Annotated in this window: 17 protein-coding genes; 12 read left to right on the top strand and 5 right to left on the bottom strand. The window is 38.1% G+C overall.

Going from position 1 to position 16,143, the window contains the following annotated elements; all coding sequences use genetic code 11:
• The first annotated feature begins 212 nt into the window (after window positions 1-212).
• From V7097_RS12910 to V7097_RS12885, 6 genes are all read left to right on the top strand, one after another.
• Window positions 213-1,796 (top strand): Na+/H+ antiporter NhaC family protein, encoded by a 1,584-nt coding sequence (locus V7097_RS12910; protein ID WP_335704028.1) that lies wholly within the window; start codon window positions 213-215, stop codon window positions 1,794-1,796.
• 318 nt (window positions 1,797-2,114) lie between these two features.
• A complete protein-coding gene (locus V7097_RS12905) occupies window positions 2,115-3,317 on the top strand; it encodes an ABC transporter substrate-binding protein (protein ID WP_335704027.1) in 1,203 nt (400 codons plus the stop codon).
• Window positions 3,318-3,636: 319 nt separating this feature from the next.
• Window positions 3,637-4,512 (top strand): branched-chain amino acid ABC transporter permease, encoded by an 876-nt coding sequence (locus V7097_RS12900; protein WP_335704026.1) that lies wholly within the window; start codon window positions 3,637-3,639, stop codon window positions 4,510-4,512.
• Window positions 4,513-4,523: 11 nt separating this feature from the next.
• A complete protein-coding gene (locus tag V7097_RS12895; RefSeq protein WP_335704025.1) occupies window positions 4,524-5,459 on the top strand; it encodes a branched-chain amino acid ABC transporter permease in 936 nt (311 codons plus the stop codon).
• Window position 5,460: 1 nt separating this feature from the next.
• Window positions 5,461-6,240: an ABC transporter ATP-binding protein gene (locus V7097_RS12890; RefSeq protein ID WP_335704024.1), complete on the top strand. Its 780-nt coding sequence runs from the start codon at window positions 5,461-5,463 to the stop codon at window positions 6,238-6,240.
• A gap of 2 nt (window positions 6,241-6,242) precedes the next feature.
• Window positions 6,243-6,950 (top strand): ABC transporter ATP-binding protein, encoded by a 708-nt coding sequence (locus tag V7097_RS12885; protein WP_335704165.1) that lies wholly within the window; start codon window positions 6,243-6,245, stop codon window positions 6,948-6,950.
• A 248-nt stretch (window positions 6,951-7,198) separates the two neighbouring features.
• Here the strand turns inward: V7097_RS12885 and V7097_RS12880 are convergent, their stop codons facing one another.
• Complete coding sequence (locus tag V7097_RS12880) at window positions 7,199-8,191, bottom strand: M23 family metallopeptidase (RefSeq protein WP_438824235.1); 993 nt, start codon at window positions 8,189-8,191, stop codon at window positions 7,199-7,201.
• Between the two features lie 241 nt (window positions 8,192-8,432).
• Here V7097_RS12880 and lipA point away from each other — a divergent pair, with 241 nt between their 5' ends.
• A complete protein-coding gene (gene lipA / locus V7097_RS12875; RefSeq protein WP_335704023.1) occupies window positions 8,433-9,332 on the top strand; it encodes a lipoyl synthase in 900 nt (299 codons plus the stop codon).
• Window positions 9,333-9,487: 155 nt separating this feature from the next.
• Here lipA and V7097_RS12870 read toward each other — a convergent pair whose 3' ends face one another.
• On the bottom strand, window positions 9,488-10,249 hold the full coding sequence (locus V7097_RS12870; RefSeq protein WP_335704022.1) for a YhcN/YlaJ family sporulation lipoprotein: 762 nt from the start codon (window positions 10,247-10,249) through the stop codon (window positions 9,488-9,490).
• Window positions 10,250-10,356: 107 nt separating this feature from the next.
• Between V7097_RS12870 and V7097_RS12865 the strand changes: the two genes are divergently transcribed.
• Window positions 10,357-10,632: a YutD family protein gene (locus V7097_RS12865; protein ID WP_335704021.1), complete on the top strand. Its 276-nt coding sequence runs from the start codon at window positions 10,357-10,359 to the stop codon at window positions 10,630-10,632.
• Window positions 10,633-10,672: 40 nt separating this feature from the next.
• On the opposite strand, the gene V7097_RS12860 is transcribed toward V7097_RS12865, so the two are convergent.
• Together V7097_RS12860 and V7097_RS12855 are read right to left on the bottom strand one after the other, a co-directional pair.
• Complete coding sequence (locus tag V7097_RS12860; protein ID WP_335704163.1) at window positions 10,673-10,903, bottom strand: cytosolic protein; 231 nt, start codon at window positions 10,901-10,903, stop codon at window positions 10,673-10,675.
• A 111-nt stretch (window positions 10,904-11,014) separates the two neighbouring features.
• A complete protein-coding gene (locus V7097_RS12855) occupies window positions 11,015-11,281 on the bottom strand; it encodes a DUF3055 domain-containing protein (RefSeq protein ID WP_335704020.1) in 267 nt (88 codons plus the stop codon).
• Window positions 11,282-11,741: 460 nt separating this feature from the next.
• Here V7097_RS12855 and V7097_RS12850 point away from each other — a divergent pair, with 460 nt between their 5' ends.
• The gene (locus tag V7097_RS12850; protein WP_335704019.1) at window positions 11,742-12,179 is read left to right on the top strand and encodes a DUF86 domain-containing protein; all 438 of its coding nucleotides are present in this window, start codon (window positions 11,742-11,744) and stop codon (window positions 12,177-12,179) included.
• A gap of 177 nt (window positions 12,180-12,356) precedes the next feature.
• Window positions 12,357-13,127, top strand: a complete 771-nt coding sequence (locus V7097_RS12845; protein ID WP_335704018.1) for a TIGR01457 family HAD-type hydrolase — start codon at window positions 12,357-12,359, stop codon at window positions 13,125-13,127.
• Between the two features lie 326 nt (window positions 13,128-13,453).
• Here the strand turns inward: V7097_RS12845 and V7097_RS12840 are convergent, their stop codons facing one another.
• Entirely contained in the window at window positions 13,454-13,936 is a 483-nt protein-coding gene (locus V7097_RS12840) for a phosphatidylglycerophosphatase A family protein (protein ID WP_335704162.1), read from the bottom strand.
• A gap of 139 nt (window positions 13,937-14,075) precedes the next feature.
• On the opposite strand from V7097_RS12840, the gene yutH reads away from it, so the two are divergent.
• Both yutH and V7097_RS12830 read left to right on the top strand, forming a co-directional pair.
• Window positions 14,076-15,080 (top strand): spore coat putative kinase YutH, encoded by a 1,005-nt coding sequence (gene yutH, locus V7097_RS12835; protein ID WP_335704017.1) that lies wholly within the window; start codon window positions 14,076-14,078, stop codon window positions 15,078-15,080.
• Window positions 15,081-15,134: 54 nt separating this feature from the next.
• Window positions 15,135-16,106, top strand: coding sequence for a 2-hydroxyacid dehydrogenase (locus V7097_RS12830; RefSeq protein ID WP_335704016.1), 972 nt, complete (start codon window positions 15,135-15,137; stop codon window positions 16,104-16,106).
• Window positions 16,107-16,143 lie beyond the last annotated feature (37 nt).

The raw sequence follows: 16,143 nt of genomic DNA, 5'->3' as shown, positions 1-16,143 counted from the left end.
GCACTGGAGCTGGATGCCAAAAAATACTATACTAGAATAATTGATTAATAGAGTGTATTGAATTATACTACAAAAGGAAATCATAAATGTATATACCGAGTAATGATAGTTATTTTCTATTATTACTCTCTTTTTATTTGTAAAAAATGAGTCTCTTTTTTCACCGCGTACGACCGGCCCTTCACGAAAAATCAATATTGGAGGAACACATCATGTCTGGAACTATTTATTCAATTATCCCACCAATCATTGCTCTCCTTATGGTTGCCTTAACCCGCAGAGTTCTACTTTCCCTTGGAGTTGGAATTGTGTCAGCTGCGGTCGTTTTACACGGAAAAGTATTACTAAATGAAGGAATTGGAGCTTGGCTTCAAAACATTGCTCTCACTATTTGGAATAGTATTAAATCTGTCTTTGTATTAGATGGTGCAATTAATACAGGAAATGTATATATAGTCTTATTTTTATTCCTATTAGGAATGATCACTGCTTTTATTTCCATCTCAGGTGGTAGCCGTGCTTTTGGCGAATGGGCACAAACAAAGGTCAAGACAAGAACAGGTGCACAGCTGTTAACATTCGCTTTAGGTATTATTATTTTTATTGACGATTATTTCAACGCGTTAGCAGTTGGGCAAATAAGCAGACCACTTACAGACCGTAATAAAGTATCACGTGCTAAACTTGCTTATATTATTGATTCAACATCAGCACCTATTTGCGTGGTGTCACCGATTTCAAGCTGGGGAGCATACATTATCGCGATTCTTGCACCCATTCTAGCAACCCACGGTATAACAGAGTATTCACCACTTTCAGCATTCATTTATATCATTCCGATGAATCTTTATGTAGTAGCAGCTTTACTTATGATTTTCGCGGTCGCAATATTTAACTTGAATATTGGAAGTATGAAGGTTCATGAAACTCGTGCAATTACTACTGGTGAGGTTAGCGATCCAAAAAAGGGAGTTCTTGGTGAGTTAAAACAAGATTTACCACAAAGTGACAAAGGTTCAGTCGGAGATTTAGTTTGGCCGATTGTAGCGTTAATTGTGGGGACTGTCGTTTCTATGGTATGGACAGGCTATAAAGCTTCAGAAGGAACTGTAACGATTTTTTCAATTTTTGAAAACACGGATGTAACAGCTTCTCTTTTATATGGTGGAATTCTTGGGATTTTAGTTTCACTTATTTTATTCTTTATTCAGGCTTATGCTAAAAATGCAGTAAACGTAAATCTTCTACCAAAGGGAATAATAGAGGGAATCAAATCTATGCTACCAGCTGTCTATATCTTACTATTTGCGTGGGTAATTATTGATTTAATTGGACAGCTTGAAACTGGAACATATTTAGCTGGAAAAGTAGAAGAATGGAATGTGAATGTAGCATACTTACCAGTCATTCTATTTGTTGTAGCAGGTTTAATGGCGTTTGCGACTGGAACATCTTGGGGAACTTTTGGAATGATGCTCCCGATTGCAGGGGATATTGCCGCAGCGTCAGATATTAACCTATTGCTTCCAGTTTTAGCAGCTGTACTTGCTGGTTCTGTATTTGGTGATCACTGTTCACCAATATCAGATACAACTATACTTTCTTCAACAGGAGCGGGTAGCCATCTTATGGATCACGTCATGACACAGCTTCCATATGCGATTATCTCTGCAGTTATCGCTGGAATTGGTTATGTTGTATTAGGTTTAACTGAAAGTACATTATTAGGGTTACTAGCTACTTTAGTATTGTTCATTATTTTTGTAATCACGGTGAAAAACAGAGTAAGGGCATAAAAAATATTATCCAAATAATTAATAACTGAATTTAAATAGTATGTTAGAGACAAGGGAAATAGAACCTTTGTCTCTTTTTTATTCCAATAAAAAAATATTTTGAAAAAGTTTAACTATTTAAAAAATAATGTTTTGACAGACTAGTTAGAAAATAATATACTATCTTTAGATTAAGTAGTCAGGAATATATTAATTAGGAATATAGACTGACTTTTTATAAGGAGGTTAGATTATTATTATCTATTAATCTAGCTCGAATACCTATCTGCACACCAAATTGTTAGAACAATCAGAAAAAAGAATGAGGGGGAAAAGGAAATGGTTTTTAAGAAAAAAATCACTTCAGTCTTAATGGCTACAACGCTAATGGCTGGGATCCTTGCAGGCTGCGGAGGTACTAAAGAAACAGGATCAGAGGGTTCAGGTTCTTCTAAAGGCGGAGATACCATTAAAATTGGTGCTAACCTAGAGCTTTCGGGTCAAGTTGCATCTTATGGTTCAGGTATCGCTGATGGGGTAGCACTTGCAGTTGAAGAAATCAACGCTGCTGGTGGTGTAGATGGCAAAGAAATTGAAATTGTTAAGGTTGATAATAAATCTGATGCAGCCGAAGCAACAAACGCTGCCATTAAATTGACTAGCAAAGATAAAGTAACGGCAATTATTGGTGCTGCTACAAGTGGTAATACAGTGGCTCAAGCTCAAATTGCGAATGATAATAAGACAGTTCTAATTTCACCATCTGGTACAAGCCCAACTGTAACGGTAAAGGAAGATGGATCAGTAAATGAGTATGTATTCCGTACGGCTTTTATTGACCCGTTCCAAGGAACAGTTGCAGCTAACTTTGCTTTAAATGATCTTAAAGTAAAAAATGTTGCTATTTATGCAGACAATGCAAGTGATTATGCAAAAGGTCTTGCTGCTTCATTCAAAGAAACATTTGAAGCGGCTGGAGGAAATATTGTTGCTGAGGAATCATATGTAGCTAAGGATACAGATTTCCGTTCTACATTGACGCGTATTAAAGGGGAAAATCCAGAGTTTATCTTCATACCTGGATACTATGAAGAAGTTGGCCTAATTGTAAAGCAAGCGAGAGAAATGGGAATTACTGTTCCATTAATGGGAGCTGACGGATGGGATTCTCCAAAGCTAGTTGAACTAGCTGGTGCTGATGCACTAAATAACACATTCATCATCAATCACTATTCATCTGGAGATCCTGATGAAACGATTCAAAAGTTTGTTAAAGCTTTTGGTGACAAATATAATGGAAAATCTCCAGATGCATTTAACGCACTTGGATATGATACAGTTTACCTCATTGTTGATGCAATGAAACGCGCGGGCAGCACATCTGATTCAGAGAAAATTAAGGATGCCCTTGCAGAAACAAAAGATTTATCTTTAATTACTGGAACAATTACGGTTGACGAAAATCACCATCTAATTAAATCTGCATCCGTTTTAGAATATGTTGATGGTAAGCAAGAATTCAAATCTAAAGTTAATCCTTAAGATTAACCAGGAGAGATGGGGGGATTATCTATCCTCCCATTTTTCTTTCCTACTGTTACGATAATTGTCGGGTATAAGTAGGAAAATCATATAGCATCAACGCAAAGGCGGTTTAATCAAATACGCCTTAGCGTATTTGCGCACAGATTTTTTCGAGCGTGCTCGAAAAGTTTCCTTTGAAAATCTGTGCATCCGCCGGAGGCTTTAACTTTATTCAGTCGGGTTGAACCCCAACTGAATTAGTTACTCTTATTAAATTCTTCCACTGCTATAGAAGTAGTGGACTTCTGCTGAATAAAGTTAAAAGGAGTGAGAGTTCATGGAATGGATACAGCAATTAGTTAACGGTATTTCACTCGGTAGTATTTATGCACTAATCGCTCTAGGGTACACGATGGTGTACGGAATTATTAAATTAATTAACTTTGCTCATGGCGATGTTTTTATGATTGGAGCATTTGTTGGTTTTTATTCCATTACAGGCTGGGGACTGGGATTTTTCCCTGCATTATTATTGGCCATGACTGTTTGTGCAATATTTGGAGTTCTTATTGAAAGAATCGCCTATAAGCGCTTGAGGAATGCAACGCGTATCGCAGCCTTAATTACGGCAATCGGAGTTTCCCTTCTCATCGAATATGGAGTGATCTATGTTCGAGGTGCACAGCCAGAAGCTTATCCCAATGTATTACCTAACAAATCCTTTGAAATTTTTGGTGTGCAAATCAGCAGCCAATCTCTATTAATTCTCTCCGTTTCTATTATTTTAATGATTATATTACAATTTATTGTTCACAAAACGAAAATTGGCAAGGCAATGCGAGCAGTCTCTCATGATATGGATGCAGCTCGTTTGATGGGGATTAATGTGAACAATACAATTTCAGCAACTTTTGCTATTGGATCGGCGATGGCGGGAGCAGCGGGTGTTATTTTTGGTGTATATTATACAAAAATTGATCCGTTAATGGGAATCATTCCAGGTTTAAAGGCATTCGTCGCGGCCGTTTTAGGCGGAATTGGGATTATTCCTGGAGCAATGATTGGCGGGCTTGTTCTCGGTGTAGTTGAAACAGTTGTAAGTGCCGTAGGTTTATCTCTATGGCGAGATGCGGCAGCCTTCATCATCCTCATTTTAATTCTATTATTTAGACCGTCAGGCATCTTTGGCAAAAATACTAGAGAGAAAGTGTAGGTGAAAAAACGATGAAAAAGGTCAAAGGATTTTGGCTATTTTTAATTTTATCAATCGTTGTATACGGTATTGTACAATTTCTTATTAATGCTGGAATCTTAAATCCATTTTATTCAAATACACTCATCTTTATTGGCATTAACATCATCCTAGCAGTCAGTCTCCATTTAGTAATTGGGATTACAGGACAATTTTCGATCGGACATGCCGGATTTTTAGCTGTAGGAGCTTACGTTTCAGCTATCATTACGATGAAGCTTCATCTGCCTTTTCCAGTCGCATTATTAGTTGGCGGAATTGTTGCAGCCTTAGCTGGCCTCATCGTCGGAATCCCAAGTCTTCGTCTAAAAGGGGATTATTTGGCGATTGCGACTTTAGGATTTGGAGAAATTATTCGGATCGTATTCTTAAATATTGATTATGTCGGCGGAGCGGCAGGAATGCAGGTTACCCATTTAACAACTTGGACTTATACGTTTATATGTTTATTTATTACGATCGTAGTTATTATGAACTTCACCAATTCTAGACACGGCAGAGCATGTATTTCTGTACGTGAAAATGAAATCGCTGCCGATGCGATGGGCATTAACACAACCTACTATAAGGTAATCGCTTTTGCACTTGGCTCCTTCTTTGCAGGTATTGCTGGAGGTTTGTATTCACATAATTTCTATATCATTCAGCCGACAAACTTTGGCTTCCTAAAATCGTTTGATATTCTCATTTTTGTCGTTCTAGGGGGTCTTGGAAGCTTATCTGGTGCGGTTATTTCAGCAATTCTATTAACATTAGTGTCGACATTCTTACAGGATTACCCGGAAACACGAATGATTATGTATAGTCTTGTGTTAGTTATCGTGATGCTATATCGTCCTCAAGGATTAATGGGTACACGTGAAATTACGGATCTTTTCAAGTGGAAAAGCGCGAAAGGAGGCAACTAGCATGAGCCATTCACCATTACTTCAGGTTCATGATGCTGGCATTCAGTTTGGCGGGCTTAAAGCAGTTTCCGGCTTTAATATGGAGATTAACCAAGGAGAGCTTGTTGGGCTTATCGGTCCAAATGGAGCAGGAAAAACAACAAGCTTTAATCTGCTAACAGGTGTTTATGTCCCAACAGAAGGAGAAATTCTGTTAGAAGGGAAACGGCTTAATGGTTTGCCTCCATATAAAGTAACACGCCTTGGAATTAGCCGTACATTCCAAAATATTCGTCTCTTTAATGAGTTATCTGTTTTAGAAAATGTTAAGGTTGCTTACCATTCATTAGCAAACCATTCCATTATTAGCTCGATCCTAAGGCTTCCATCTCACTTTTCTGGGGAAAAAGAGATGGAAGAAAAATCGATTGAGTTCTTAAAGATTTTTCAATTAGAACCCTTTAAAGATGAATTAGCAAAAAATCTTCCGTATGGCCAGCAAAGAAGATTGGAAATTGCTAGAGCTTTAGCAGCTGGTCCTAAGTTGTTATTGCTTGATGAACCGGCTGCTGGGATGAATCCTCAAGAGACACATGAATTGATGGAATTAATTGCACTTATCCGGAATGAATTAAAAATAACGATATTGTTGATTGAACATGATATGAATTTAGTTATGGGGATTTGCGAAAGGATTTATGTATTAGATCATGGACAGCTTATTGCGCAAGGAACACCAGAGGAAATTCGTAATCATCCGAAAGTCATCGAGGCTTACTTAGGTGAGGAGGTTACAAAATGACTATGCTTAAAGTGGAACAAATTGATGTTTTTTACGGGAATATTCAAGCGCTCAAAGGTGTTTCTTTGGAAGTGAATGAAGGTGAAATCGTTTCATTAATTGGTGCGAATGGGGCGGGAAAAAGTACACTTTTGAAAACATTATCTGGGCTTCTTAAACCGAAAAATGGAAAGATTCAATATTTAGGTGAATCGATCGGTGGGAAGGCTGCTCAAGGAATTGTGAAAGCAGGAATCTCCCATGTACCGGAGGGGCGCCGTGTGTTTGCCAATATGACAGTCGAAGAAAACTTAGAGCTGGGAGCTTTTTTAAGAAAAGATTCTAAAGAAATTCAAAAAGATATTCAAAAGGTCTATGAAACATTTCCGCGTTTGCTAGAGCGTAGAAAACAGCTATCAGGTACATTATCAGGAGGAGAGCAGCAAATGCTTGCAATGGGCCGAGCTATTATGGCGAGACCAAAACTGTTGCTCCTGGATGAACCTTCCATGGGATTGGCTCCTTTAATGGTTAAAACGATTTTTCAAATTATCGAGGAGATTAGCCAAGAAGGAACGACCATTCTCTTAGTAGAACAAAATGCCCATATGGCTTTATCCATTGCTAACCGTGGTTATGTGATCGAAACTGGACGTGTAACGATTTCGGGCACAGCTGCTGAGCTTCAAGCAAGCGAAGAAATTAAAAAAGCCTACCTTGGCGGACATTAATTCCATATTGTCTGAGCGAGGCGCCGCTCGAAAAAATCGCCACCGCGATTTATATATAAAAAAAGATCAAAAATAGAACGGAGAAAAGGCTGTGGTATTATTTACCGTAGCCTTTTGTTTTCATTGTCTAGTTTGAGCGCGATCTGCTCGAGGTCACAAGCCAATCGCTTCTGAAGGCAAAAAGCGCCTTCAGTCAGCGCTTTTCTTGTGCTTGTCGCCGATAAACGGGCACCTTGCACTTTTCTTATTTACCTTTTTCTCGCTTTTCGTTCTGCTCTTTCCCATGCCCTTAGGTGTGGATATGGGTCAAATGACCATTCTGTAAAACCATTGTCCTTGTACATGCCATAATGAAGATGTGGCGGAAATTTTCCGGCTGTACCTGGTGGTCCATATCCAGAGCTACCAACTGAGCCAATGATTTTACCTGGCTCAACTACTTGCCCGATTGCAATATCCTTTGCAAATCCGTTTAAGTGTGCAAAGTAATGATACGTATTATTGACATCGCGGATTCCGATGCGCCACCCACCAAAACGGTTCCAACCCTTCATTTCAATCACTCCATATGATGTTGCACGAACCGGTGTACCGTAGCTTGCAAAGATATCCGTACCCTCATGCATTCTCCGACCACCCCACCCACGAGCATCTCCCCATGTGTTTTTGTAGCTATGATTATAGCCGAGTGGAACTGGAAAGGCATGTTTATCCAAGTCAAGGGTTCCATAAGTCGAATAGATTTTTGCAATTCCCGTGATAAGGGAAACAGATTTGTCGCGTTTGTAATAGTTCCATAAGCCAATTTTTAAATTATCAGGGTCTGTCCCGAATGCTAAAATTTGCTCTGACATAGTGAATAAGATATCCTCATCGTTTGTCTGGTCAGCAACACCATCTCCGTTGCCATCTAGACCAATTCCTCCAAAAAGCTGAATGCTGTGTGGATTTGTATCATTTAGGTTTGGATTTAAAGCACCAACCCAAAGCTCGGGTTTAATATAGATTCCAATCAAACCAGCTTCTTTTGGTATATCCTTACGAGCACGACGAATACTTCTTTCATATTGATCAACCGCCGCATAGTAGTACCAAGGAATTTGGGTTACAGTCTCCATTTTAGTATAAAGATTCATTCGTTCCTGAAACATGTTTTGCTGAGTTTCTTCTGCACTTGCCGACAATGGTAATCCGATAAAAAATAAACAAATAACAACAACGATTCCGAGTTTTCTGTTCACGCACAAAAATCTCCTTTCTCGAAAAATTACAAGGATATTTTATTGCCAAATACATCTATGTTCACTAATAGGTCGATAATTTGTCATCCAAAAATACTCTTCCTTGTTAGTTTGTTAAATCATTTTATTTTCATAATAGCTAATTGTTGGAAGCCAGAAAAAACGCAATTATGCTAATTCTTGGATTCTAAATTACTTTCGGAGTATAATAGGGATAGCCTTTGCAATGGAGTGATAAAGTATGTCTAATAAAGAGGAATATCTTCGAAAGCCTGAATGGCTAAAAATAAAACTGAATACGAATGAAAGCTACACAGGCTTAAAGAAAATGATGAGAGAAAAGCAATTACATACAGTTTGTGAGGAAGCAAAATGTCCTAATATTCATGAATGCTGGGCTGTTCGAAAGACAGCAACATTTATGATTTTAGGTGATACTTGTACACGTGCTTGCCGCTTTTGTGCAGTTAAGACTGGACTTCCAAATGAATTGGATTGGGCAGAACCTGAGCGTGTAGCTGATTCTGTTGCATTAATGGGATTAAAGCATGTTGTTATTACGACAGTTGCTCGTGACGATTTAAAGGACGGGGGAGCTGCAGTGTTCGCAGAAACCGTTCGTGCGATTCGTAGAAAGAGTCCATTTACATCAGTCGAAGTATTACCATCAGATATGGGTGGGGTATACGAAAACCTAGAAACATTAATGAATGCGAAGCCAGATATTATGAACCATAACATTGAAACTGTTCGCCGTTTATCTGACCGCGTTCGTGCGAGAGCAAAATACGAGCGTTCACTGGAATTCCTACGTCGTGCAAAAGAAATGAATCCAGATATCCCAACAAAATCAAGTATTATGATTGGTCTGGGTGAAACGAAGGAAGAAATTATTGAAACAATGGATGATCTTCGCGCAAATAACGTAGATATTCTAACAATTGGTCAATACCTACAACCAACGAAGAAGCATTTAAAAGTTCAAAAATATTATCATCCAGATGAATTTGCTGAATTCAAAGAGATTGCATTAAGTAAAGGCTTCAGCCATTGTGAATCTGGTCCACTGGTACGTTCTTCTTACCACGCGGACGAGCAAGTAAATTCCGCAAAAGCAAATCAACAACTTAAACAAGCATAAAAAAGGGGGGAACTCCCCCTTTTTTTGATGTATTAAGGTTATGAAGGACAATCCGATTGCAATTTCATGTAGGAAAGTCCTTCATCGAGGTTATGAAGGACATTCCGATGAAGATTTCACGCGTTAAGTCCTTCATCAATTTTCAACATTCGATTTTAATGGTTTCCTTTTCTTAAAAGGTCTTTTCCAAATTCTCTCTTTTGTTTGATTCCTGGATTGTGTTCATCTTTACTCTCTATTCCTGTACTAGGTTTTTTTAGGAAGTCCTGATTTTCCCTTGCTTTGCGCTCATATTCAGGGTTTAATCCACCTTCCATTTCCCCATTTTCATTTTCACCATCACTTACTTTATAACCTTGAGGAGATTTTACCATTTGTTGAATGGTGGATGTAATGATTTGGTCGACATTACGGCTGTCTGAATCAAGCGTACCGAACCGCTCGATTTGTTTCATCATATCTGGATCGTCAGAAACATACACATGAAAAAACCTCGGGACAACAGACAGAGCAGCACGCTTTACTTGGTCTGCAGTTAAGTTGCGGTCCTTAGAATCGGTATCATACGCAACAAGGACCTCTTCATCCGTAACAAGTGTCCCTACATCATTAACATTCGGGATGGTTGTACAGATTTTACTAATCAAATCAGCTACTTTTTCCCGATCCATCGCTGGCAAATTGCTATAAACATTTACCCTACCAGGGACTGGATTTTTTTGGTGACGAACATAGCCAAAATTCGTCATTTCCTTACCATCATTTTTAACACCCTTTGTATTGTAAAGCTCATTTTGCTCAATGCGATTTATTGTATTTCCACTTTCATGGTAAACTCCTGCATTATCGTCAGAAGCACCACAGCCTGTTAAAGCTGTTAATGCAAGTAATCCTGAGATGATTGTGTATTTTTTCAATCTCGACACCCCCTCAGTTGTAGGTTGACCATTTCAACAAAAAATTCGCATAGTAATTGATGGGTTGATTGGCTATAATGGATATATAATAAGGGGTGTGAGGAACAGTGATTAGCATCAATAATAGTACATATGAGCTTGTGGATGAGCTGAAAGATGGATTTAATGAAGAGGCCTTTCGGGGAAGATATAGTGACATCCTTGCGAAATATGATTATATAGTCGGAGACTGGGGATATGAACAGCTTCGTTTAAAAGGATTTTTTGATGATAAAAACCAAAAAGCATCCTTTGATACAAAAATCAGTACCCTTTCCGAGTATTTATACGAGTATTGTAATTTCGGTTGTGCCTATTTTGTTCTAAAAAAGGTTAAAAAATAAAGTACAGGCTAAGTACCTGTACTTTATTCATACAATAATATCAATCATACGGCGGTTCTTCATTTTCATCGTTGTCATCATGGGTATGGTGTGCACCTGGGAATTGTCGTGGCAAGTCTTGATGAAGAGACTTGAATTCATAATTATACGGTGTATAATAACGTTGTCCTTTTTTCCATGGCGTGCTTTTATTCTGAACAGGTGTTTCCTCACCGCGAGGAGCACCAGTAGGCCCTTCAGGAAATTCCTCAAAGGTCAAAAAGTCTTCCATCGTTTCCACATTCGAAAAATCGGTATACTTTAATTCTTCTTTATCTTTTTCCGCCACCTGAAAACACCTCACTTTTTTCTCATAGTGTTTTCACGCGATTCCATAATTATGTTAGACAATTTCATACAGAAAAGAGCGTAACTCTTCAGCTTCTTCCTCAGATAATTGATAGGCATGCTCAATATAACCTGGCTCATCTAGATCATCTCTCCCGATAATGGCAAAGCGGTTGCTCAAAATATTTAAGACAATAAATTTTCCATAATAACGGTCAGATATAACAATCGCTAAATCATAACGTTGGTTTTCCCCCATAAAGCTTACAAATCGTGTTTGTGTATCAACTGTGTCATCATATAAGAAAAAACGTTCAGACATAATGGATTCTCCTTTAAAAACAGTCATTTACATTATCATATCAAAGGTGTACCAAATAGAAAATGAATTATTCAAGTTTATTCAGTAGGGGCTCGAACCCTGTTGAATAAACTTAAAGCCTCCGGCGGAGACATGCGATTTTCAAAGGTAACTTTCCCCGCATTAACTGGTATTAACCCTCAAGGAGGGCAACTACCAGTTAATGCCCGATTGGTTCAACTAACAATCTGAGGAATCAATTCCACAGATTGAAGTTTCACTGTATCTCGCATAAAATCAAAGACTATGAACGCCACTTCCTGATGTCTTCGTCTTTGTGACCCACATCGTGTGGGCCTAAAAAATCAGGCCGCAAATACGCCAAGGCGCATTTGATTTTCTGTCAATTCATGAATGATAATGAACTTTATGGTAAAATAATATGTAATGTTATCAAGGATTATAAATAGAAGGTGATACTGTGTATTTTGTTGATCGAGAGAAGATTGAGAAGACCCTTCTTTTTTACGAAGAAACTTTAGGATTTGTAGAAGAGGACTCAAATTGGACAAGCACGCTTGAAAAGAAAGCGTTAGAGCGCATATCCCATATTTTGATTGAGGCAATTTTAGATGTCGGGAATTCCATGATTGATGGCTTTATTATGCGCGACCCTGGAAGTTATGAAGATATTATCAATATTCTTGAGGATGAAAAAGTGATTTCTACAAATGCTGCAAATGACTTGAAAGAAATTATTCGCTTTCGAAAAGTGATTGTTCAAGATTATCTTGAAATTAACCATGATGATTTAATCTTGAGTTTGCTAAAAAATAAAGAAAGCCTAGCAAGCTTTCCTCAAGCGGTAAGATCCTATCTAGAAAATGAATTAGGACCTGTATCCGCATTTAAAAACTAATAAAATACGTGTTCAAAAAGGAGGATGAAGAGGACCGAGAATTTCAAGGCGGTGCAGCTTTGAGTACCGGAGCGTATGCAGTTAATACGTGAGGAACGGAGAAGCAAGCCAACGAAGAAATTCGATGCGTCATATTCACCGCACTTTTTGAACATCATCTAAAAGGTGATAGAAGTAGTGAAAACATATAAAGGTTACTTAATTGATTTAGATGGTACGATGTATCTTGGAACTGAGCGCATTAATGAGGCATGTGATTTCGTAAATGCGCTTAACGAAAAACAAATCCCATATCTATTTGTAACGAATAATTCTTCAAGGACACCAGCACAAGTTGCAGCAAAGCTTCGTGACTTTGATATTGCGTGTACAGAAGACCAAGTGTTCACAACAAGCCAAGCAACGGCAAATTATATGTATGACTTAAAGCGGGGCGACACTGTTTATGTGATTGGTGAAGAAGGGATTCGTACGGCTTTAGAGGATAAGGGCTTTACAATCCAAGAAGAAAATCCTGATTTTGTTGTGGTTGGAATTGACCGTTCTGTTTCATATGAGAAATTTGCGCTAGCTTGTCTAGCTGTTCGTAACGGGGCAACATTTATTTCAACAAATGGTGATATTGCAATTCCAACTGAAAGAGGATTTTTACCAGGTAATGGCTCTCTAACTTCAGTTGTAACTGTTTCAACAACAGTTCAACCGATTTTTATCGGAAAGCCTGAAAAAATAATCATGGAGCAAGCCCAAAAGAAATTAGGGATTGCAAAAGAAGATACAATAATGATTGGTGACTATTATGACACAGATATCATGGCAGGGATGAACGCAGGTATTGATACCCTTCTTGTTCATACAGGAGTTACAACCCCTGAACTGCTAAAGGGATATGACCGCCCGCCGACTTATGCGATTAACAGCTTAAAGGAATGGATGGAAAGAATATAAAAAACGCTCATTTGAGCGTTTTTTATATGGACAAAATAACCCCGACTATAAAACAAATGCCACCAATTATTAATAAAAATAAAGACGTTTTGAGGCTTCTCGTCCATCGATTTACTAGGCTTCTTCGCAGAACTTGCCCGTCATAATTTTTAAATTCTTTTTGCATTGGAAGAGTGATGAAGAATGCAATCGCAAAAAAGATAAGTCCCAAAATTTTTAATAATAAGTCCATAAGACTGGCACCTCAGACAAAATAGTTTGTAAATTCAGCATACCATTTTTATCTATTAAAAAAGACCAAATCGTAAGGATTTGATCTTTTTCCCTTAATTCGTATTTGCTGCTCTGTGAGCTAATCGACTTGATGCAGCTGCTGCAATTGCCCCCACAATATCATCTAAGAATGTGTGACATTCGCCAGTTGATTTATCATTTAATCGAGCCAAGATACCCGGTTTTTTCTTATCAATGTATCCGTAATTCGTAAAACCGATTGAGCCATATACGTTAACAATCGAAAAGGCAAGGATTTCATCAACGCCATAAAGCCCTTCATCTACCTTGATTGTGGATAGAAGTGGCTCCTCAAGTAATCCTTTTTCGGCAAGTTTATCTAATTGAATCCCAGTTAGTACTGCATTCTGAATTTCACGTTTCGTTAAAACGCGGTCAACATTATGAATACATTCCTCCATTTTGAGGTTGGGATGATATTTGCTTTGTAAATAGTACACTAGCTCCGCAATATCCTGAATGGTGACGCCTCTTTCCTCTAACCATCTTCTAGCAGTTCGTTCAATCTCATCCATTTTATTTTCTTCGCTCAACTTATTCACCTAATTTCTATAATTTAAAAATTGTTTTGCTAATATTTTCTAGTTTACCACAAGTAATGCTGAAATGTTTCATATAGATTAATTACATAGTATGTGCGAGGAGTGATGATTTATGAAAGATACACTTTTTGAACAATATAAATTAAAGGTCGATCGGTCAGTAAAGGCATTTGGCTATGAAGCAATCATCTATCGAAATATAGTATATTGTATTGTGCCGATATCAAATTTGGAACAAGTAGAGCTGTATGAAATAAAACTTCTTAGCGATTATATGATTCAAAAAGGGGATATTCGTGTAGGCTCAATATTACCTACATCGGAAGGGAAATTAAGTACAATAATCAATGATGAAGAAGTTGTTTTGATTAGATGTCCTGTATATAGCCATCGAATAACGAATGCATTAGGATATGAATTAGCGCGTTTTCATAAACGAGGCAGAAGCTTTCCATATCAAGTCAACAAGGTTAATCGAATTGGACAATGGAAATTTCTTTGGGAAAAAAGGCTGGATCAAATGGAGTTGTTCTGGAAGGAAAAAGTAAAGCAACATCCTGAGAACCGTTTTGAAACATTATTTGTGGAAGCTTTTCCATATTATATTGGGTTAACGGAAAATGCGATTCAATACCTGGTTGATACCGAAATGGATGAGACACCTGCGGCAATTGATTCAGCTACAATTTGCCACCACCGGTTCACGGAAATTTCATGGGATAAGGAGTCTTTTACGAAGTTGCCAATAGAATGGGTGTTTGACCATTACACAAGGGACTTGGCCGAATTTATCCGCGATCAATATGCCAGTGGGGAAAGTAGGCAAAATGGGCAAATCGCGCACTTTTTGAACGAGTATGAGCGGGTAAATCCACTTTCTCCCTTTTCCTGGAGACTACTTTATGCCCGATTATTGTTTCCGCTTCATTTTTTCGAATGTATTGAAGGGTTTTATATGACAGAATCGGAGAACAAAAAGGAAAAACAATTACAAAGATTAGAATCAATCCTGAACCATTCCGGTAACCATGAACGTTTTTTAGCCACCTTTTTATCAAGTGTAGGAGTGGATGGAAAAAGACTTGCAATTCCGAACATTAATTGGCTTCAAAGATAAAAATTTATGGTAGTATAGAAACAGTACACTAATAAATCTTTAAAGAGGTAAGAAATGACAAAGCCATATGTTTTTATTACGAGAAAACTTTCCGAAGAAGTCATTCAACCACTAATGGAAGTAGCGGAAGTACATATTTGGAATGAGGAAGAAAAGGCCGTTCCAAGAGAGGTACTCCTAAAAGAGGTTAAAAAGGCAGACGCATTATTAACCATGCTTTCTGAAAAAATTGACAAAGAACTCATTGATGCAGCACCAAATTTAAAAGTGATCGCAAACCTTGCTGTTGGCTTTGATAATATTGATGTAGAATATGCGAATCAAAAGGGAATCGCAGTATGTAATACACCAGATGTCTTAACAGACACAACCGCTGATTTAACCTTTGCATTGTTGCTTGCAACTGCAAGAAGAGTTGTTGAAGCAGCCGAATTTGTAAAAAATGGTGAGTGGAAAAGCTGGAGCCCATTATTGCTTGCTGGACATGATGTGCACCATAAAACAATTGGGATTGTTGGAATGGGCAAAATTGGCGAAGTGGTTGCAAAACGTGCGACTGGCTTTGAAATGGATATTCTCTATCATAATCGTTCCCGAAATGTGGCTGCAGAGGAACGTCTAGGTTGTTCCTACGCCACCTTAGATGAGTTAATGGAGACTTCTGATTTTATAGTGTGCTTAGCACCACTAACAGAGGAAACAAGAGGCCTATTTAATCAGGAAAGCTTTAAGAAAATGAAAAAGTCTGCAGTTTTCATTAATGTATCAAGAGGACCAGTCGTTGATGAAGACGCATTATACCATGCAATAGTAGAAGGTGAGATTGCTGCCGCTGGTTTAGATGTTTTTGAAAAGGAGCCTGTGGATGCCCGTCATCCATTATTGAATTTGCCAAATGTCGTTGCATTGCCTCATATTGGCTCATCAAGTACTGAAACTCGAGTAGCCATGATGGAGCTTTGCTGTAAGAACATTGAGCTTGTTCTTAACAATCAACAACCAAAGACACTTGTAAAATTTATTTAGCAGAAATCCTGTACATCTGCTGAATAAAGTTAAAGCC

The sequence above is a fragment of the Bacillus sp. JJ1562 genome (assembly GCF_036962705.1).
Lineage (GTDB): Bacteria > Bacillota > Bacilli > Bacillales > Bacillaceae_L > Ferdinandcohnia.
This window is presented reverse-complemented; position numbering and strand designations above follow the sequence as displayed.